This window comes from Zongyangia acetica, assembly GCF_038739695.1.
Lineage (GTDB): Bacteria > Bacillota > Clostridia > Oscillospirales > Ruminococcaceae > Zongyangia > Zongyangia gallinarum.
Genome location: NZ_JBBEWN010000001.1, coordinates 104,526 through 124,225, shown reverse-complemented (window position 1 = coordinate 124,225; position 19,700 = coordinate 104,526). Strand labels below are relative to the sequence as shown.

General features: G+C 50.4%; 19 protein-coding genes. 11 read left to right on the top strand and 8 right to left on the bottom strand.

Going from position 1 to position 19,700, the window contains the following annotated elements; all coding sequences use genetic code 11:
• Nucleotides 1-3: 3 nt before the first annotated feature.
• The 3 genes from WGC32_RS00605 to glmS all read right to left on the bottom strand — a co-directional run bounded on the left by WGC32_RS00605 (nt 4) and on the right by glmS (nt 4,318).
• Entirely contained in the window at nt 4-357 is a 354-nt protein-coding gene (locus WGC32_RS00605; RefSeq protein ID WP_342680322.1) for a PqqD family protein, read from the bottom strand.
• 49 nt (nt 358-406) lie between these two features.
• A complete protein-coding gene (locus WGC32_RS00600; protein WP_342680321.1) occupies nt 407-2,362 on the bottom strand; it encodes an OPT family oligopeptide transporter in 1,956 nt (651 codons plus the stop codon).
• Between the two features lie 132 nt (nt 2,363-2,494).
• Nucleotides 2,495-4,318: a glutamine--fructose-6-phosphate transaminase (isomerizing) gene (gene glmS / locus WGC32_RS00595; RefSeq protein WP_191482185.1), complete on the bottom strand. Its 1,824-nt coding sequence runs from the start codon at nt 4,316-4,318 to the stop codon at nt 2,495-2,497.
• Nucleotides 4,319-4,413: 95 nt separating this feature from the next.
• On the opposite strand from glmS, the gene WGC32_RS00590 reads away from it, so the two are divergent.
• Nucleotides 4,414-4,797, top strand: coding sequence for a hypothetical protein (locus WGC32_RS00590; RefSeq protein ID WP_342680320.1), 384 nt, complete (start codon nt 4,414-4,416; stop codon nt 4,795-4,797).
• A 94-nt stretch (nt 4,798-4,891) separates the two neighbouring features.
• Here the strand turns inward: WGC32_RS00590 and WGC32_RS00585 are convergent, their stop codons facing one another.
• From WGC32_RS00585 to WGC32_RS00570, 4 genes are all read right to left on the bottom strand, one after another.
• A complete protein-coding gene (locus WGC32_RS00585; RefSeq protein WP_342680319.1) occupies nt 4,892-5,971 on the bottom strand; it encodes a prenyltransferase/squalene oxidase repeat-containing protein in 1,080 nt (359 codons plus the stop codon).
• Nucleotides 5,972-6,035: 64 nt separating this feature from the next.
• Nucleotides 6,036-6,578, bottom strand: a complete 543-nt coding sequence (locus WGC32_RS00580; protein WP_191482187.1) for a hypothetical protein — start codon at nt 6,576-6,578, stop codon at nt 6,036-6,038.
• A 31-nt stretch (nt 6,579-6,609) separates the two neighbouring features.
• Complete coding sequence (locus WGC32_RS00575) at nt 6,610-7,242, bottom strand: DnaJ domain-containing protein (RefSeq protein ID WP_191482188.1); 633 nt, start codon at nt 7,240-7,242, stop codon at nt 6,610-6,612.
• Nucleotides 7,226-8,212, bottom strand: coding sequence for a DUF5685 family protein (locus tag WGC32_RS00570; RefSeq protein WP_342680318.1), 987 nt, complete (start codon nt 8,210-8,212; stop codon nt 7,226-7,228). Before WGC32_RS00570 ends, WGC32_RS00575 begins: the two co-directional genes overlap by 17 nt.
• A 186-nt stretch (nt 8,213-8,398) precedes the next feature.
• Here WGC32_RS00570 and WGC32_RS00565 point away from each other — a divergent pair, with 186 nt between their 5' ends.
• The 8 genes from WGC32_RS00565 (at nt 8,399) to WGC32_RS00530 (ending at nt 15,844) form a co-directional block, all read left to right on the top strand.
• Nucleotides 8,399-8,977: a manganese efflux pump MntP gene (locus WGC32_RS00565; RefSeq protein WP_342680317.1), complete on the top strand. Its 579-nt coding sequence runs from the start codon at nt 8,399-8,401 to the stop codon at nt 8,975-8,977.
• Nucleotides 8,978-9,199: 222 nt separating this feature from the next.
• The gene (locus WGC32_RS00560) at nt 9,200-10,684 is read left to right on the top strand and encodes a sodium:solute symporter family protein (protein ID WP_342680316.1); all 1,485 of its coding nucleotides are present in this window, start codon (nt 9,200-9,202) and stop codon (nt 10,682-10,684) included.
• A 184-nt stretch (nt 10,685-10,868) separates the two neighbouring features.
• Nucleotides 10,869-12,182 carry a phenylacetate--CoA ligase family protein gene (locus WGC32_RS00555; RefSeq protein ID WP_462933605.1) on the top strand — a complete coding sequence of 438 codons (1,314 nt, stop codon included), beginning with the start codon at nt 10,869-10,871 and terminating at the stop codon, nt 12,180-12,182.
• Nucleotide 12,183: 1 nt separating this feature from the next.
• Complete coding sequence (gene iorA / locus WGC32_RS00550) at nt 12,184-13,923, top strand: indolepyruvate ferredoxin oxidoreductase subunit alpha (protein WP_342680315.1); 1,740 nt, start codon at nt 12,184-12,186, stop codon at nt 13,921-13,923.
• A gap of 1 nt (nt 13,924) precedes the next feature.
• A complete protein-coding gene (locus tag WGC32_RS00545) occupies nt 13,925-14,515 on the top strand; it encodes an indolepyruvate oxidoreductase subunit beta (protein WP_342680314.1) in 591 nt (196 codons plus the stop codon).
• A 91-nt stretch (nt 14,516-14,606) separates the two neighbouring features.
• Nucleotides 14,607-15,029, top strand: coding sequence for an ACT domain-containing protein (locus tag WGC32_RS00540; RefSeq protein ID WP_342680313.1), 423 nt, complete (start codon nt 14,607-14,609; stop codon nt 15,027-15,029).
• A gap of 229 nt (nt 15,030-15,258) precedes the next feature.
• Nucleotides 15,259-15,444: a hypothetical protein gene (locus WGC32_RS00535; RefSeq protein ID WP_342680312.1), complete on the top strand. Its 186-nt coding sequence runs from the start codon at nt 15,259-15,261 to the stop codon at nt 15,442-15,444.
• A gap of 4 nt (nt 15,445-15,448) precedes the next feature.
• Nucleotides 15,449-15,844: a TnpV protein gene (locus WGC32_RS00530; RefSeq protein ID WP_177940573.1), complete on the top strand. Its 396-nt coding sequence runs from the start codon at nt 15,449-15,451 to the stop codon at nt 15,842-15,844.
• Here the strand turns inward: WGC32_RS00530 and WGC32_RS00525 are convergent.
• A complete protein-coding gene (locus WGC32_RS00525) occupies nt 15,745-15,990 on the bottom strand; it encodes a TetR-like C-terminal domain-containing protein (protein ID WP_342680489.1) in 246 nt (81 codons plus the stop codon). The genes WGC32_RS00530 and WGC32_RS00525 overlap by 100 nt on opposite strands.
• 317 nt (nt 15,991-16,307) lie before the next feature.
• Here WGC32_RS00525 and WGC32_RS00520 point away from each other — a divergent pair, with 317 nt between their 5' ends.
• Nucleotides 16,308-19,046, top strand: coding sequence for a cation-translocating P-type ATPase (locus WGC32_RS00520; protein WP_342680311.1), 2,739 nt, complete (start codon nt 16,308-16,310; stop codon nt 19,044-19,046).
• 5 nt (nt 19,047-19,051) lie between these two features.
• Complete coding sequence (locus tag WGC32_RS00515; protein ID WP_342680310.1) at nt 19,052-19,699, top strand: potassium channel family protein; 648 nt, start codon at nt 19,052-19,054, stop codon at nt 19,697-19,699.
• Nucleotide 19,700: the final 1 nt, after the last annotated feature.

The window sequence follows — 19,700 nt, the reverse complement described above, 5'->3', positions numbered from 1 at the left end:
TATCTACGCCTCCTTCAGCGAAACAAAGAGGTTTTCTTTTAATATTTGGAAATATCTGGCCACACGGCTTGAGGCCGGCTGGACCTGGTCGCCAAACTCATCCTCCAAAAGCTGTGTGATTTCGGCGATGGTCCTGTGCCCGTCGATACAATTCCAGATAAAGCTGCCGTATTGATCCAGGGAGATTTTGCTGATGCGGGATGTTTTGGCGAGTTTCTGGGCCAGCATAGCGTAAAAGCCCCGATGCTCCACCATGACAGTCACCGTTTTGTCCTCCTCATCAAGATAACTGGGAAAATCGGGGTTTTTCTCCGGGATGAAATCCAGAAAATTTTTCTTTGCTTTCTTCAAAGCCATATCTGTCACATCCTTTTTCCAAATGGAAGTTCACCGCTGTAATACAGCGTTATAAATGGCGGCCGGCTGTTTTTTTAGGACGATGCCACAGGGTGAATTTAAGCATCATCAGGATCAGCAGGGCAAAGAAGAGGAGCCCACCGATGTTGCCCAGGGTAAAGCCGGGGAAAATCCTATCCAGCTTGATGAAGTCGCCGAGGGAACCCACAGCCTCCCCCATGGGGATGATAGCGAATACAGCCAGAAGGATGCCGATGATTCCCTCTCCTGCAATCATACCGGAGGTAAAAAGGATGCCGCGGCTTATGGTATCCTTTTTTGCCTGTTCTTCCGCTTCGGTGCGGGCCTTTTTCCGTTCAAAGAACCATCGAACTATCCCTCCGGCCATGATGCCGGCATTGAGATGGATGGGCAGATAAAGGCCTACAGCAAAGGGCAGCACCGGGATACCGAGAATCTGCGCGACAAGGGCGATGCCGGCCCCTGCGATGACCAGTACCCAGGGAAGGTTGGCATTCATGACCCCCTCCACCACCATCTTGGCCAGCATGGCCTGCGGGGCGGGCAATTCGGCGGAGCCGTATCCCCAAGCCATGTGGAGCAGGGAGAGGACACCGCCGATGGCAACGGCAGAGGCGAGAACACCGATAAATTCCGCGTATTGTTGTTTCCGGGGCGTAGCGCCGAGAATATAACCGGTTTTCAGATCCTGGGAGGCGTCACCGGCGATGGCGGCCACAATACAGATAACGGCGCCAATGGTAATGGCGCCGGTCATGCCTTCCCGCCCTGCCATGCCGGTAGATTTGAGAATTAAGGTGGCGATAAGCAGGGTAGCGATGGTCATACCGGATACAGGGTTATTGCTGCTGCCTACTAACCCCACCAGCCGGGATGATACGGTAGCAAAGAAAAAACCGAAAATGACCACGATCAATGCGCCAACAATATTGACGGGGATGGCGGGCAGCAGCCAGATGATAAGCGCCACAGCGATGATGGCGAATATAATGACCTGCATGGGAAGATCCTGGTCGGTTCTTAAGCTGCTTTTGGCCCCTGCCCGGCTCCCCTTCAGGCCCTGGATGGCATGGCGAAAGGTATCCACGATGGTGGGCAGGGATTTGATCAGGCTGATGATGCCGCCCATGGCGACAGCGCCCGCGCCGATATAGCGGACATAATTTGCCCACAGCTGGTTGGAGGACATTGTGCTGATGGGGATGGTGGAAGGGAACATGGTCATATCCCCGCCAAAAAGGCTGATGAGGGGCATGAGAACCAACCAGGAAATGACGCCGCCGGCAAACATGTAGGAAGAAATCTTCGGACCGCAGATGTAGCCGACCCCCAGCAGGGCGGGCAGGGCGTCGATGCCGACGCCGGCGCCGCGGTAGGCGGGAATTTCATAGTGAACCTGGCTGGGAAAGAGTCCCAGGCCCTCCGACAGAAATTTATATCCCGCGGCAACGCCCAGCCCAGCAAAGACGGTGGAGGCTTTGCTCCCGCCTTCTTCTCCGGCCAGCAGTACCTCCGCGCAGGCCTGTCCCTCGGGGAAGGGAAGAACGCCATGCTCTTTGACGATGATAGCTTTCCTGAGAGGGATCATAAATACAACGCCCAAAACGCCGCCGCACAGGGCGATGACGGTAATGGTAAGCAGGGAGGGAGAGCCCTCTCCCCACTCCTGCATCCACATAAATAGAGCGGGCAGGGTGAAGATGGCACCGGCAGCCAGAGATTCACCGGAGGATCCGATGGTCTGAACAATGTTATTTTCCAGGACCGAGTCCTTGCGGAGAATGACCCGGATGACACCCATAGAGATCACCGCCGCCGGAACAGAGGCGGAGACGGTCAACCCTACCCGCAGTACCAGATAGGCATTGGCGGCCCCAAAGATGACAGCCAGAAGAATCCCCAGAATTACAGAGGTTGCGGTGAACTCCGGCACAATCTTGTCCGCGGGGATGAAGGGCTTGAAATGGTTGGAGGATTGATCCATAAGCATGGCTCCTTTATGTGGAAATTACTTTCTTATCATTTTGACCGTAGCACGGGGAAATATACCATTTTCACCGGAAAAAACCATGAGAAAAGCCCCTGGGCAGATGCCCAGGGGCTTTGGTTTAGATATTTATTCCACGGTAACAGATTTGGCAAGATTTCTCGGTTTATCCACATCGCATCCCCGGAGGATGGAGGTGTAATAGGCCAAAAGCTGCAGGGGAGCAACCGCCAAAAGGGGCATAAAGATTTCCTCCACCGTGGGTAGCTTGATTACGTAATCGGCAATTTGTGAGGTGTTCTCGCAGCTGTCGCCGCAGATGAGAATCACGCATCCGCCTCTGGATTTCACCTCTTTGATATTGCTGGCCATCTTGTCAAACAGGCTTTTCTGGGTAGCCAAGGCGATGACGGGGGTGCCCTCCACGATCAGGGAGATGGGGCCGTGTTTGAGTTCCCCGGCCGCGTAAGCCTCACTGTGGATATAGGTGATTTCCTTGAGCTTGAGGGAGCCCTCCATGGAAAGAGCGTAGTCCAGTCCCCGGCCCAGATAGAAAAGATCATGAGCATTCTGGAACTTAGACGCAAAGTATTGGAAGCGTTGCCCATCTTTCAGGATATCGGCCATATGGCTTTCTACTGACAATAGATTTTTGGTGTACTCTCTGGCAAAGGCCTCGTCGGCATGGCCCCGGAGCATAGCAAACTTGATAGCCAACAGGTACATGACGGAAATCTGCACCGTATAGGCCTTGGTGCTGGCCACCGCGATTTCGGGCCCAGCCCAGGTATAGATGACGGCGTCCGCCTCCCGGGCGATAGAGGAGCCGACCACATTGACAATGCCAAGGACAAAGACGCCTTGTTTCTTTGCAAGACGAAGGGCAGCTAGGGTGTCGGCGGTTTCTCCGGACTGGGAGACAATGACCATCAGATCGGTATCTTTGTTGAGAATGGGATTTTTATACCGGAATTCCGAGGCGATTTCTACAGTGACAGGGAGCCTTGCCAGACGTTCGATGAGATATTGTCCCACATAGCCGGAATACATGGCAGTGCCACAGGCCACCACCACAATCCGTTCAAAGCGCTTAAGATCCTCGTCGCTGATGTTGTCGCAATCGAAATTAGGAAGCCCATCCACAATGCGAGGGGAAACTGTGTTGTGAAAAGCGGTGGGTTGCTCATGGATTTCCTTGAGCATAAAGTGGGGATAGCCGCCTTTCTGCGCGGCCTCCAGATCCCAGGTGGCGGTCTGAACCTGTTTTTCCACCTTGTTGCCGTAAATATCGGTAATCTCCACCTGATCTCTGGTCAGGACGGCGATTTCTCCTTCCTCCAACAGGTAGTAATCCCGGGTATGACCCAGGATGGCGGGGATATCTGACGCGATAAAGTTTTCCTCCCGGCCCAGGCCGATGATGAGGGGACTGTCCTTGCGTACGGCATAGATCCGGTCGCTGAAGTCCTTGAAAATGATGCCCAGAGCATAGGAACCCTCCAGCCGCAGCACTGCTTCCCGAATGGCCTCCAGGGGATCGCCGTGATAGAAGGAGTCAATCAGATTGACGACCACCTCTGTATCGGTCTCAGACTGGAAGGAATAGCCTTCGGATATCAGCATCTGGCGCAGGGGAAGGTAGTTTTCGATGATGCCGTTATGGACCAAGGATACATTTTTGCTGGAATGGGGATGGGAGTTGACATCAGAAGGCTCCCCATGGGTTGCCCAGCGGGTATGGCCGATGCCGCAGATGCCTTCTGGCTTTCCTACAGAAGCCATCTTCTGTTCCAGATCGGCCAGACGGCCCTTGGATTTTACAACTTCGATCCCATCCTGGGTAAAGACGGCCACACCGGCTGAGTCATATCCCCGGTATTCCAATTTTTTCAGGCCGTCAACTAAAATATCTGATGCGTTTTGATCGCCAATATAACCAACGATTCCGCACATAAAAACCTCCATCGCCGCGGCGTTAAGGCATATCAAATGGACAGACTACGCCCCAGAACCACGGTTGCCGCAGTAAGGCCGCGGCGCGCCAATTGATGGGAAAAATGCTTTTTCCCTCATCTGTGTTTCGCCAAGCGGGGAGAAACACAGGAAAAACCAGACCCTTTGTCGCTCAAAGAGCCAAAACAATTTGTATTTTATACAATAACCAAGTTTTATCTTTTGATGCCCCATTGGGGCTGGATACAGACTGCCCTTTTGTCCCGGAGTTGCCGCCGGGGTTTGTAGACAGCATGACGGCTGGATATCCGCAGCCGGGGAGGCATCCGCCGAACCTTCGATCTTCCTCCCGCCTCGTTAACGCACAGGTCAGCCGCCTGTGGTGCATGGCGCTTTCAACAAACTCTAAAACGAACCTCCTTCCAAGGAATTTTCCTTTGGCTGGATTTCACACCCCTTTCCAAGAAAATGGCGTATAGCAGAAGAAACCTTTACCTACTATACACCAGTATTATATGATAATGATACGAAATTTGCCAGCTTTCGCAGTAGTTTCATCTAAAAATTCGCAAATTATTCATTTTTATCTGGGTCAGTTTTTTCAATTTTATCACTTTTTACCTTGGCCCTTTTGGCGTCGATTTTCCTTCCAAGGCGCCGGGAGAGCAGCAGCAATATATAGACAATGGCAATCATACCGATGGTCATCAAGATAAAGCTGCCATAGGTTTTAAGAGCGCTAGGCTGGTAAGGGGTAAGCTCTATATCGGTAAAATCCAGAACAGCCTGGCCGGAGCGGACAGATTCCAGGGCATAAAGGGCCCACAGGGAAGACGTCGTATCGCTTTTTTCCCCAGAGATACGGCAAAAGCCGTTGTCTTCGTTTTGGTAAGAGAACAGACTGTCCAGAAGGGTCCGCCCTTCTTTGACAAACCGTTCATCTTGAATGGAGCTGCCTGCCGCATACAGGGCGGCCACCGTGGTGCTCAAAGAAGTGGAGGTCTCCTCCCCAGCGGTGGAGAGAAAGCTCCCGTCAGCCTGTATGGCTCCGGAAAGATATTCTACGGCAGCTGCGAGAACTGCTTCATTCCCCTTGGGAGCGAGAGCGAGGATAGCCAGAGCAGTGCTTTCCGGGTCGCTCATGGCGTTTTCCGTCTGGCCGAAACCGCCGTCCTCCCGCTGAAGGGAGAGGAGGGTTTGTTCCATTTCTTCCGGAGTCATGGCGCCTTCAGCGGATGAAGAAAAGTCGCCGCTGTTTAAAGCGATGAGGGCGAGGGAAAGATCCCGAGGGCTTTTGTTTTGGAGCAGGGAGGAGGTACAAAGCAGGTCAATGAGATTAACCCCTGCACAGTCCCTGGGATCGGTGCCGGAGGCGGTGAGAGCCAGGATATAGTTGGAAATCCCGGCAATATCAGTAGAATCCTCCGCAACTTGGCCCGCGTTGTTGCGCAGGGAACGTATAGCGCCTTGATCCGGTTCTTCACCGGCAATGCGGGCGGCAATGACCTGATCTACAGGCTCCCCCTGGCGCTCCAAGTAGGAAAACACTTGGGTAACCGAATTGTCCAAGTAGTGGGCGGCTGTAGCAGGTAGGGGCAAAAGTAAGGAAAAAATAAGCAGAAAAGCGGTAAAGACCAGTGAGCCTCGGCGCATGATAATCCCCTTTCTCTCATAAAGAAAGCCCTCCATTAGAGGGCTTTTATCTCATGATCTTGTGTTATTTTATCTTTCGCAGGAATTTGGGCCGGAACCAATGAATGTACATGGAGATGACCCGTGTCAGGGCAAAATCGTAGATGACAAACACCACATTGCCCAGAGCAAGAAGAACAAGGACGGAATACTTGCCAAAGTCTCCGAAGGATTCCAGCACCTCTGAAATACCCATGACATTGATGACAAAAAGGTATCCCAGAACAATACAGGCATTAAAGGTCAGCAGTTTTACCACCCACTCCAGAATCCGGTTGGGAATCCGGCGCTCGATGATGCCTTTGATAATCGGATAGTGGCCGAAAAAGCAGATGAACATAATGGCCGCTTCCCGGTCGGGGGTCATGAAGATGGAGAGAATGGACACCGCCACATAGACGATGAGTGCCTGTGTGGAACCGAATTCCACCACCATGGCCACCAGAATGAGGCCGGCCAGGGCGGGAAGGGCATAGGTGGCAAAGGGGAAGAGCCCTGTCATGAACATGAGCATGATGCAAAGCCCGGTAATCATACCACCCAGCGCAATTTTGGTGCTGCGTTTCATCGCGTATTGAGCCTTCCTTCGTTTCTTGTTGTTAACAGCAGGAGATCAGGTCGCCGCCCATGCATTCGCAGCAGCAGTCGGCGCAGATTAAGCCGCTGCACATATCACAGGAGGAACAGCCGCCGGCATTTTGGTTGGTACGATAGCCGCCGGGTGTGCTGCGGCTGTAGCCGGTGGCACGTTGGCTTCCCATCTGATTGAGGGCCGCCCGATACTCAGGATTGCCAGGGTTCATGGCTACTGCCCGGTTAAAGTAACTGTATGCCTGATCCAGCCAGCCCCGGGAATAAAAGATACTTCCCTTGAGAAAATACCACTCGGCGTCCCGAGAGTCGGTGGGGGTACCCTCCAGGATTTCCTCAGCGTCGCTGATGCGACCCTGTTGAATCATCTGGCGCACGTCTCCAAAGCGGGAGTTGCCATAAGCGCCCTGATAGCCACCATTGTAGCCGCCATAGCCGCCCTGATTTCCCGCCTTGCGGGAAGCTTGGATCTGGTCATAGGCCTCATTGATTTCTTTCATCTTTTCTGCGGCCAGATCTCCCAACGGATTGTTGACATAGTTGTCCGGATGATATTTCCGGGCCAGTTCACGATAGGCTGCTTTGATTTCCTCGTCGGTGGCATTGGGAGAAACACCCAGCACCTTATAAGGATCGCTCATTTTTTTTGCTCCTTTTTGTTCGTATTTGATTCATTGTATCTGCAAATCCAAGATAGATAACATTGTCAAAGATTGGTTGAAAACGGTTGACCTCCAATAGCGCATAAGCGGTTCCGATTTCTGCTGCGGTTAGGTTCAAGGAACCTTTAGCTTCCTGCACCACTTCATTTATCTTTTCCGTCTCCCCGGCTTTTATATGATGGGCCAAAAGAAAAGGATTATAATTCCCCTCTTTCAGGTCATCGTCTATGTCGTCCAACGCGTCGATGAGATAGATCCACCGCCCCAATAGATAGCCAAATCGATCCAGAATACGACGCTGCCGGTCATCCCGCGCCATATAAACACAGATACGGGATAAAAATTCGGCGGTGGGGTGGGCGGCCTCATCCACATTGCCGCAGCCGGCGGATTCCAAAGCGCGCTGACGGTCCACAGCCTGTTTCATGATCTCATCGATTTCGGGCAGTTTTGCCGCCGCTTTCTTCCAGGCATTTTTTATAAAGGGAAGCAGGAGGTAATTGCGGAACCGGCCCCAAAACCCACTGTCCAGGATGTCGTCCCGCACCTTATAATAGAGCATAATCATAGCGACTTGGGCGGAAAACTCCAAAGAGGGATTGGACAGACAGCAGTTTTTCTTTTTCAGGGGATTGGCAAAACAGCGCTGCTGTTCGATTTGGGGGCATTGGTCCTGAAGGGCCATATCCAGCATGGCGAGGAATGCAAAATCGTAGTTGAGGGTAAAACGGGCAAAATACCCAAAGCTGTGGCCCAACTGCTTGCACAGCCCGCAATAAACGGACTTATAAAGCTCAAACTCTTTGATTTTCAGCTCTGGCTTACAGGGCCTGACATATCCAAACAAAACCGCACCGTCTCCCGCCCATCTCAATGATAACGCCTGCTCGACAGTACCCATTATTTTACACGAACAGACGGCGAAAAGCAATGAAAAAAGTGTAAACATAAGCTTTCCCGCTATGAGTGGTATAGAAAAAGGAAAAAACTACTATGAATGTGTTGAGACAAAAATAATGGATAGCGTATAAGAAAATAGATGTTTTCCTGGAAAACCTTTGACATAGGCAGAATTATCCTCTATAATCTTAATATTTCGACGCTACCTAAAGAATCACAGGAAGAGGGATGTCCATTGAGTCTTCTTACATTGTTTTTACTGGCGCTAGGGCTATCCATGGACGCGTTTGCGGTTTCCATCTCCAACGGCCTTTGTTACAAGAACCTGAAAGGCCCTATGGTGGTTTGGATGGCCCTTTCTTACGGGATTTTTCAGGCACTGATGCCCCTGATCGGCTATGCTCTGGGTTCCACCTTCAGCGGCCTCATTGAATCGGTGGATCACTGGATCGCGTTTATTCTGCTGGGCTTTATTGGAGGTAAAATGGTGGTAGAGGCCATCGCTGAGTTGCGAAATCCCCAGGAGGACTCATGTCCCACGGGTAAGATACTGACGGTGAAAACTTTACTGCTGCAATCTATCGCCACCAGTATTGACGCCCTGGCAGTGGGAATCAGCCTAGCTCTCATGCGGGTCAATCTGATCCTGTCGGTCACCTTTATTGGAACGGTGACCTTTGTCTGCTGTCTGATCGGCGGCATCATCGGGAGAAAGCTGGGAGGCGCTCTCAAGCAGAAAGCAGAAATTTTCGGCGGGATTGTTCTGGTTCTCATCGGCGTTAAGATCCTCATCGAGCACCTCACCGGAATGTAGCAGGATTTTTATGCCCATCCCTTGGAACATCTCGATTTTTTAGATAATCTTACTGAAAAAGTGAAAAGTTTTTTTACGTCAAAGCAGGGAAGTTTCCCTGCTTTTTTGTTGACTTTTGCGAGTTAAAGCGATATACTGTCACAGGATGCTTTAATGGATAGACGCGTTAAAGCAATAGAGAGGAGCGGAAGAGGCCGCCGGGATAAAAGGAGAGAAAGATATATGACAGTATGGGTTATACTGGCCATCTATGTGGTTTTGATGGCAGCAACCGGCTTTATCAGCTTTAAAAAAGCGGATACGCTGACCGGGTTTGTAGTAGGATCCCGAAGCGCGGGGCCATGGTTTTCGGCCTTTGGCTTTGGAACTACCTATTTTTCAGCGGTAATCTTTATCGGATATGCAGGCCGTTCTGGCTTCGACTATGGGCTGTTTGCCATCCTCATCGGCATTGGAAATGCGATCCTGGGCTCCTGGTTGGCCTGGAAGGTGCTGGCCAACCGGACCCGGGAGGTCACTCGGCGGCTCAAAATCAAGAGCATGCCCCAGTTCTTTGAAAAACGCTATTTTTCCCGGAATATGAAGCTTTACGCGGCGATCATTGTCTTTATCTTTATGACCCCCTACTCCGCCAGCGTCTATTCAGGGCTGAGCTATCTGTGCGAGAGCGTACTCCATGTGCCCTATCAGATTGCCATGGCAGCCATTGCTGTAGTCTCGGGAATATATCTCGTGCTGGGCGGATATTTTGCCACACTGCTGGCTGATTTTATCCAGGGTATCATCATGCTGGTAGGGGTGGCGGCCATGCTCTTTTTTGTCAGTGAAAGCGAGCAGGTAGGGGGCTTTGCCAGCGGCGTAACGAAGGTCTGGGAAAGCATGTGCGCCCAGTCGGATGTGCTCTTTACCCCGCAGACGGCGCTTTCGGTGATCTGTCTGATCCTGCTGACCAGCGTGGGAAGCTGGGGGATGCCGCAGATGGTTCATAAGTTTTACGGCATCAAAAACGAGGACGGCGTCAAAAAGGGAACGGTGATTTCCACCTTGTTTGCCCTGATTATCGCGGGCGGCGCCTATTATATCGGTTCACTTTCCCGGATCTTTTTCACAGAGGTTCCGACCTTGGATGGAAAGGCCAACTATGACCTGATTGTTCCGCAAATCTTAACCCAGACTTTGCCGGTGATTCTTTTGGGGGTTGTATTGGTTTTGGTGGTTTCAGCTTCCGTATCCACCCTTTCCGGCATTACCCTGACCTCCTGCTCCACCATTTCTATGGATTTGGTGGCTGACCGGGTCTCAAAATTTGCTGAAGACAAGGCCAAAACCCTGACCTTAACCCGGGTTCTCTGTGCGGTCTTTATTCTTGTCTCTTATCTGATCGCCTCATTTAAGACGCCGATTTTAACATTGATGTCTTTTTCCTGGGGCACCATCTCCGGCGCGTTTTTAGCTCCATATATGTTGGGCCTTTATTGGAAGGGCATGAACCGGGCGGGCGCTTGGTGCGGTATGATCACCGGGCCGGTGGTCTCCTTAGGACTCGCGTTGCTCAGTGGCTTTAATTCTGCCTATGCTACCATCTTCGGCGTTGCGGCTATGGCGGTTTCCTTTCTGGCCTGTTGGATCGGCAGTCTTGTGGCGGCAAAGATGGGCAAGGTACAGGATAACAGCCACTTTTACGACAAGGCATACTTTGTAAAATAATGGTTTTCCTTTTGGAATATGACAAGTGAAGAGAGCGGCAGATTGCCGCTCTCTCCTTGCGCGTTAGGGGAACAAATGTGATCTACAATCGGATTTTTGAAAAAATAGCGCAGATTCCATAGCTTTATTGGGATTTTTGCGGTATAATAAATTTTATGTTGATTGATACGGGGAGTGATATTCTGTGTTCTGGCAGAAGGACTTGGAAACCATGGACAGAGCCAGTATCGAAAAGATACAATTAGAACGGCTCCAAAGAATTGTAAAATATTGTTATGATAATGTGCCGTTTTATCATGAGCGGCTGGAAAAAGCGGGGGCTACCCCTGATAAAATCAAATGTCTTCAGGATGTGGAGAGGATTCCCTTTACCACCAAGGAAGATATTCGTGACAACTATCCCTTTGGGCTCTTTGCGGTTCCTATGAAAAAGGTGGTGCGGATTCACGCATCTTCTGGAACTACCGGCAAGCCCACCGTAGTAGGTTACACGAAAAACGATCTTGATATGTGGTCCGACCTAATGGCGCGGCTTATTGTAGCAGCTGGCGGAAGAGAGGATGATATCGCCCAGGTTGCTTTTGGCTACGGCCTGTTTACCGGCGCGTTGGGGCTGCATTATGGCCTGGAGCGTATTGGCGCCACCGTAGTGCCCACCTCTTCAGGAAACACCGAAAAAAATATTATGCTGATGCACGACTTTGGAACCACCACCCTCATCAGCACCCCCTCCTATGCCCTCTATATGGCAGAGGTGGCCCGGGATATGGGCTATAAAAAGGAGGACTTCAAGATGCGCCTGGGCCTGTTTGGGTCTGAGGGCTCTACGGTGGAGATGCGCAACGCCATCGAGGATGCCTGGGGTATCTTCGCCACCGATAACTACGGCATGAGCGAGCTGATGGGCCCTGGCGTTTCCGGCGAATGTGAGCGCCGGGAGGGGCTGCACATCAACGAGGACTACTTCCTGCCCGAGATCATCGATCCCCATACAGGGGAGACCAAGGCCAAGGGGGATACCGGTGAACTTGTTATCACCACCTTGGGAAAAGAGGCCTTCCCGCTGCTTCGTTACCGCACCAAGGATATCACCCGGATCAATTACGAGCCCTGTGAGTGCGGCAGGACCTTTGCCCGGATGGAAAAAGTCATGGGCCGCACCGATGATATGCTGAAAATCCGGGGTGTCAATGTGTTCCCCACCCAGATTGAAAGTGTAATTGTGGGTATGAAGGGAATCAGCCCCAACTATCAGATCGTGGTCACCCGGGAAGGGTTTATGGATAAGCTGGAAATCAACGTAGAGCTGGTGGACGAGACCCTGTTGGAGCGCTTTGCGGAGCTGGAGAACCTACAGCACACCATCAAGGAAAAGCTGCGCTCGGTGTTGGGACTAGATGCCAAGGTTAACCTGGTTCAGCCCAAGCAGCTGGAACGTTTTGCGGGTAAGGCAAAGCGTGTCATTGATCTGAGAAACCAACCGAAGGAGGAAAAATAAATTGAAACAGTTAATGCTGGGAAACGACGCAGTGGCCAGGGGACTTTATGAGTCCGGCTGTACCGTCGTCTCAAGTTATCCCGGTACGCCCAGTACCGAAATTACAGAAGCAGTTGCTACATACCCGGAGGTCTATGCCGAGTGGGCGCCCAATGAAAAGGTGGCCACAGAGGTTGCCATCGGCGCCTCCATCGGCGGCGCTAGATCCTTCTGCGCCATGAAGCATGTGGGCCTCAATGTGGCGGCGGACCCGTTGTTTACCTCTACCTATACAGGGGTCAACGGCGGGCTGATTATTGCGGTCGCCGATGACCCAGGCATGCATTCCTCCCAGAACGAACAGGATTCCCGCCATTACGCCATCGCGGCAAAACTCCCCATGGTGGAACCTGCCGACTCCCAGGAGTGCAAGGACTTTGTCAAGGCTGCCTATGAGATTTCTGAGAAATATGACACACCGGTGCTCTTCCGCCTTTCCACCCGCATTTCCCACTCCCAGAGTGCTGTGGAGCTTTTGGAGCGGGAAGAGGTGCCGCTCAAAGAATATAAAAAGGACCCGGCCAAATATGTCATGGCGCCGGCCAATGCCAAAAAACGCCATGTAGTGGTAGAAGAGCGGATGCAGGCGCTGAAAGAACTGGCTGAGACCACAGGACTCAACCGGGTTGAAGACGCGGACAGCGATATCGGCATCATCACCTCCGGTATTTCCTATCAGTACACCAAGGAAGCGGTAGGGGACAAAGCCGGCGTCTTAAAGCTTGGACTTGTCAACCCGCTGCCGGTGAAACTGATTGAGGAATTTGTGAAAAAATATAAAACCATCTATGTGGCGGAAGAACTGGATCCCATCATCGAGACCCATGTCAAATGTCTGGGCATCTCCTGCCACGGCAAGGACGTGTTCCCTCTCATCGGGGAGCTTTCCCAGCGCATTGTGGCCAAGGTCCTGCTCGGGAAGGAAAATCCCTTCGACACCTTCGAAGAGGATGTGCCTATCCGCCCGCCGGTCATGTGTCCTGGCTGTCCTCACAGAGGGGTATTCTATGTGCTGCATAAACTGGGCGTCATGGTCAGCGGCGACATCGGCTGCTACACCCTAGGCGCTTCCGCGCCTCTCTTCGCGGTGGATTCCACCGTTTGCATGGGCGCTTCCATCTCCGGGCTTCACGGTTTTAACAAGGCCAGGGGCATCGACAGCGCCAAAAATTCGGTGGCGGTCATCGGAGATTCCACCTTTATGCACTCCGGCATCACCGGACTGATCGACATCACCTACAATGAGGGCGTTTCCACCGTCATCGTTATGGATAACTCCATTACCGGCATGACCGGCCATCAGCAGAATCCCACCACCGGCAAGACCCTAAAGGGGGACATTGTGGAAAAGGTGAGCATTGAAAAAATCTGCGAGGCCGCCGGTGTTAAGAGAATCCGGGTGGTGGATCCCTTTGACATGAAGGAAACAGAGCGGGTCATTAAAGAGGAACTGGCCGCGGAGGAGCCGTCGGTCATCATCACCCGCCGTCCCTGCGCGCTGCTTAAATATGTCAAGCACGAAAAACCCTTGATTGTGGATAGAGATAAGTGCAAAAGCTGCAAGATGTGCCTGAAGATTGGATGTCCGGCCATCAGCATCCAGGACGGCAAAGCCTCCATCGACGAGACACTTTGTGTGGGATGCAATCTCTGCAAATCCCTGTGTCCCTTTGATGCGATCCAGAGCGGGGAGGAGAAATAACATGAGTGAAAGCAAAAGCATTATGATTGTCGGCGTCGGCGGGCAGGGCTCCCTGCTGGCCAGCCGGATTTTAGGCAATGTGCTGCTCAGCCAGGGCTATGACGTCAAGGTGTCGGAGGTCCATGGCATGAGCCAGCGGGGTGGCAGCGTAGTCACCTATGTCAAATATTCCGAGGGTAAGGTCTATTCTCCCATTGTAGAGTTGGGAGAGGCCGATGCCATCATCTCCTTTGAGGTGCTGGAAGCGGCCCGGTATGTTTCCTATCTCAAAAAAGGCGGCAAGATCATTGTCAGCGACCAGCAGATTGATCCCATGCCGGTGATCACCGGAGCGGCCCAGTATCCGGCGGACATTGTCAAGAAGATCAGAGATAAGGGCATCCATATCCTGGATCTGGATGCGCTCAGCCTGGCTAAGGAGGTCGGCAATGCCAAAGCGGCCAATGTGGTGCTGATGGGCGCGCTTTCCAACATCATGGACTTTGATGAGCAGGTCTGGCTGGATGCGGTTCGTGCCTGTGTACCTCAGAAATTCCTGGAGCTCAACCTCAAGGCTTTTGACCTGGGCAGAAAGGCCCACTTTGCGGAGTAGGCTGGCGGAAAATTACCGGAAAGCGGGTACCATATCCCGCCAGAGTATGGTATAATAAAGGTAAGAAAATACCTTGTGGGGAGGGATCTTTGTGGTTGTCAAACAGCTATCCGTGTTTATTGAGAATAAGTCGGGTCGGTTGGTGCAGATCACCGAAATCCTCGGCAAAAATCAGATAGATATCCGGGCGGTATCCATTGCGGATACCACTAGCTTCGGTATCCTGCGTTTGATCGTAGACGATCCGGACCGGGCCAAAATTGTGTTGCGGGAAGCGGGATTCACCGTTTCCATCACCGAAGTCATCGCCATCTCCATTGAAGATGAGCCAGGCGGACTTTCCAAGGCGCTTCGGGTTCTTTCCAACGCTCAAATCAGCGTGGAGTATATGTATGCCTTTTTAAGCCGGGAGGATAAAACCGCTTATGTGATCTTTCGGGTAGAGGACAATGACGAAGCAGTTCAGGCCCTCCGAAAAGAGGGTATAGTTTGTCTTTCTTCTGAGGATATTTAAAACCAACCAGCGAAAATAAATAAAAAGGGTACGGCCAATGCTAACGCCACATAAGGCAGTAATTTAAAACAACATTGAAATATACTTTACGGGCAATAGCAAAGGCAAGAGACAGCGTAGAAGGCAAAAATGCTTTTTACGCTGTCTTTCTTTATGTTCAAAAATAAAATCGCACATTCGTCAAGCAAAAACTTCCTTGCTACAATGTAGGCGAGGGAGGTAAGCAGATATGCGAAATCAAAAATATTACATAGCGATTGATGAAAGTGAACGGAGAATTATTCTAAATGCTCTTAATGCGCTGCGGAACAAATTACTTGCACAAGACAGATATACGGACGCAGTAGATGATGTTCTAATCAAAGTAGTCAACGCACCTATTAAGAAATTCAAGATAAAGATGGCGGAGGTTTAAGGTTATGGAAAAAACAATATTTGAGCAGATGGGCGGCACATATACTCAGCAAGGCGATTGCTATTTGCCAAATCTCGTCTTACCCACCGAAAAAGAAACAAGACCTATTGGAGTATGGGGGCAACGGCATTTACGGTATCTGAAAGAATGCCATAGGATTACATACGCTAATCTTCTCACAAGCGGCAAACTGAATAGCTATCTTGTTGATATTGATGAGCGGGCAGAGAATATGTTTCTTCGGTTGGTAAAGCAGATGGCAGAGCACGAGGGTGTGACCGAGCGGCTAAAGGCGGAAAATCAAATGGAGTGGGTTGGACAGATAAATAACATTCGAATTTGTGCAACAGAAATTGTCAACCAAGTGATTATTTTTGGACAAATGACCGCACTAAAATAGCGGTCTAATTCTGCTGGCGTCTGCTTCATACAACTTTTTATCCACCATAAAACCATTTCTACAAAGTTACCGGAAACATGATTGATAAGAAAATCCAGCCGTATGTCTTTATTGTGTTTCCGATTTTGTTTGACAAAGTCACGGATTATATAAAGTAAAAAAACTGTGAATTCTTAAGGGATTAACTTGACTTTTTCTCCTCATGATTTTATACTAAAAAAGATTAGAATTGGTATTTTTATTTCCTAATAGAGCCATATTATATTGCACTTTTTATTGGGAACGACAAGATCACGTTATATTTATGGATGTTTGTCTTCTTGATTAGCAAGGCTCCGGACAAATTACCGGAATCATTTTTTTACAATATGAAGGGAATTATGGTGAAAGCGATATGGACAGCCAAACTCCAGACATAAAAGAAAAAATACTTTTCACAAGTCCAGCGGAAGCCTGTCACCTGATGGGTTCCAATATGCGGGGCCTCTCGCAAGAGGAAGCGGACAAGCGCTTAGAACAATACGGAAAAAATGAATTAGCGCAAAAGAAGCAGACCAGCATGCTGAAAAAGTTTTTGGCAAACTTTACTAGCTTGATGGCATTGCTTTTGTGGGCCGGCGGCGTTATGGCAATACTTTCCGGCGCATTAGAGTTGGGGATTGCCATTTTCTGCGTCAATCTGATCAATGGCCTTTTCTCCTTTTTTCAGGAATTTAAGGCGGAAAAGGCGACCAACGCCCTGCAAAAGATGCTGCCCGCTTACGCTCGAGTAATCCGGGATGGCGAAGAGAAAAAAATACTGGCAACAGAAATTGTCCCCGGAGACATTATGGTTCTGGAAGAAGGCGACCGCATCAGCGCCGACGCCCGAATTCTTCAAAGCAATGATTTCCGTGCCGACCAGTCAACGCTTACCGGAGAGAGCAATCCTATCCGTAAAAGCAGCGATGCTTTACAACAGGAATGCAGTTATTTGGAAGCGGAAAACATGGTGTTTTCCGGCACGTCAGCGGCGGCGGGTACCTGCCGTGTGCTGGTTGTATCAACCGGTATGGACAGTGAATTTGGGAAAATTGCAAACCTGACGCAAAATACAGAAAAAAGCCTTTCGCCTTTGCAAAAGGAACTAAATGTCCTGACTAAACAAATCGCCTTGATTGCTTTCAGTATTGGCCTTATCTTTTTCCTGATTGCGGTATTTTTAGTAAAAGACCCGTGGATGGAATCATTTCTTTTTGCGCTGGGAATGATCGTGGCATTTATCCCGGAAGGGCTGTTGCCGGCGGTAACGCTATCTTTGGCTTTAGCGGTACAGAAAATGGCTAAAGAGCACGCACTGGTCAAGAAATTGTCTTCTGTAGAAACATTGGGATGTACCAATGTCATCTGTTCGGATAAAACCGGTACCCTTACGCAGAATGAAATGACGGTCAATCACCTGTGGAACCTGCGTGCAGAAATGACGGTAAGCGGAGAGGGATATGCCCCGCAAGGGGAAATTCGGGATGGCGATATTGTAGTAACGGCGCAAAACAGCAACGCATTAAGGCTTTTGCTCAGTGGCGCTGCGTTGTGTTCTAACGCCAAATTGCTTCCCCCGGAGGAGGGAAAAGAACGCTACACGGTGCTGGGCGACCCGACGGAGGCGTGTCTTGGCGTTGTTGCCCAAAAAGGCGGCATTGACCTGGATACACTGAATCAGACGTTTCCGCGTGTCATGGAGCTGCCTTTTGATTCCCGCAGAAAGCGCATGACAACTATCCATCAGCTCAGAGAACCTTTTGAAGGAAGCAATCGAATCGCATTTGTAAAAGGTGCTCCCAAAGAGGTTATGGAACTGTGCCAACGCTGTTATGATGGTTCTTCTTCCCGCCCGATGAAGGAGGAAGACCGGCAGCGCATCATGCAGGCAAATGATACTTACGCCCGGGATGGTTTGCGTGTCCTGGCAGTGGCCTATCGTCCGTTACGCAGAGACGATGAAACGCTTCCTGAATCGATTCGTGAATATACTCCTGAAAATGTAGAAGAGAATTTAACCTTTCTTGGGCTTGTGGCGATGCAAGATCCGCCACGCAGTGAGGTAAAAGAAGCGGTTCGCCTGTGCCGCAGTGCGGGTATCAAAATCATTATGATTACCGGTGACTATGGATTGACTGCCGAGAGTATAGCCCGCAAAATTGGCATCATCCAGAGCCCTGATGCCAAGGTAATATCGGGCGTGGAACTGGCCGAGATGGATGATACTGTGCTGAAGGAAGTGCTAAAAGGCGAGGTTGTTTTTGCCCGCATGGCGCCCGAACAAAAATACCGCATTGTCTGCGCTTTGCAGGAGATGGGCAACATTGTCGCAGTAACAGGCGACGGCGTGAACGACTCTCCCGCTCTGAAAAAGGCGGATATCGGTATTGCCATGGGAATTACCGGAACGGATGTCGCCAAGGAAGCTGCCGATATGATTCTGAGCGATGACAACTTTGCTACGATTGTCCGGGCGATTGAAGAAGGCAGAACGGTTTACAATAACATCCGGAAATTTCTTCGATATATTTTCGACAGCAATACGCCGGAAGCCGCAGCACCCACTTTATATCTGCTTTCCGGCGGTATGATTCCCGTGCCGCTAACTGTACTTCAAATTCTGACCATTGATATTGGTACGGATATGGTGCCTGCGCTTGGCTTGGGCGCTGAGCATGCAGAAGCAAGTGTGATGCAGCAACCGCCGCGCTCCACCAAAGAGCGGTTGCTCAATAAGAATGTTGTTTTAGTCGGATTCATCTGGTATGGACTGCTTGGCACACTCTTTTCTGTGGGTGGTTATTTCCTTGCCAACTTCCTGAACGGCTGGCCGGGTATACCACTGGCTGCGGAGGGGACGCACGGTTATGCCGAGGCCACAACGATGATGCTGGCCGGTGTGGTCTTCGCACAGATGGGAATGGCCATGAACAACCGAACGGATTATGAATCGGTCTTTAAAAGAAAGCTGTTCAGTAATCATTATATCAATGCCGGCTTAGTGATAGAGGTAGTGATTCTGCTTGCGCTGATGTATATTCCGTTCTTGAGCGGAATTTTCAATACGGCGCCGATTTCCTGGATTGAGTGGCTTTACTTAATTTGTATCCCGTTTATTGTGTTTGGCATTGAGGAAGCAAGAAAGAAATTACTGCGTGTACGCCGAGCGAAAAGGAGTTGAAAGCAATGAAAGCATTAGTTATAGGATGTGGAAAATTTGGTGTCCGGGTGTCGGAATATTTGGCACGAAAAAACCATGATGTCATCGTCATAGATAATAGCCCGGAAACATTCCTGGCTTTGAGCGAGGAATTTACAGGACGAACAATCTGCGGAGTCGGATATGACAAAGACGTGTTGGAACAGGCGGGAATTGCTTCGGCGGATGTAGTGATTGGCTGTACCAGCAGCGATTCGCTGAATGCAGTGGTTGCTAACATTGCGAAAAATGTATTTCATGTTCCCACAGTTATCGCTCGTATGTATGACCCTATACGGGCGAGAATGTTTGAATCCATGGGGATATATACAGTATCCATTACCCGCCTTGGACTGGATAATGTCATGGAATACCTTGAAGGAAACAGAAGCTGGCGTGTCATTCGCAAATTGGGAAACGATGTCCAGCTTGTAAAGGTACGAATTCCTGCCAGCTTGGAGGGGAAAAAGTATTCCGAGTTTGATGTGGCAGGAAAGATAAGTCTGATTGCTGTAGAACGTCATGGACGATCCTTTGTGCCGGAAAGAGATATGTGTTGCGAATATAACGATATCTTGTATTTGTCGGTTTGTTCAGATTGCATGGAGCGGGCCAGGGATATGTTGCAATTATAAA